This is a genomic window from Tolypothrix sp. VBCCA 56010 (genome assembly GCF_050875635.1).
Taxonomy (GTDB): domain Bacteria; phylum Cyanobacteriota; class Cyanobacteriia; order Cyanobacteriales; family Nostocaceae; genus Hassallia.
Genome location: NZ_JBPAOH010000540.1, coordinates 1 through 219, shown reverse-complemented (window position 1 = coordinate 219; position 219 = coordinate 1). Strand labels below are relative to the sequence as shown.

Sequence of the window (219 nt, the reverse complement as noted above, 5' to 3'; positions counted from 1 at the left end):
ACCGGATGCTGTGGCAGTTGTGTATGAAGACCAACAACTCACATACCGCGAGTTAAACGCCAAAGCCAACCAACTAGCACATCACCTAGTTTCATTGGGTGTAGGACCGGAAATCTTGGTCGGTATTTGCACGGAACGCTCTAGTGAGATGGTGGTGGGACTGCTGGCAATTCTCAAGGCGGGTGGCGCATATGTGCCTCTCGACCCAATCTACCCAAG

1 protein-coding gene is annotated in these 219 nt (G+C 52.1%); it reads left to right on the top strand.

Annotated elements, in window-relative coordinates:
- On the top strand, positions 1–219 hold a 219-nt coding region (locus AABK37_RS42270; protein WP_432557314.1), incomplete at both ends, for an AMP-binding protein.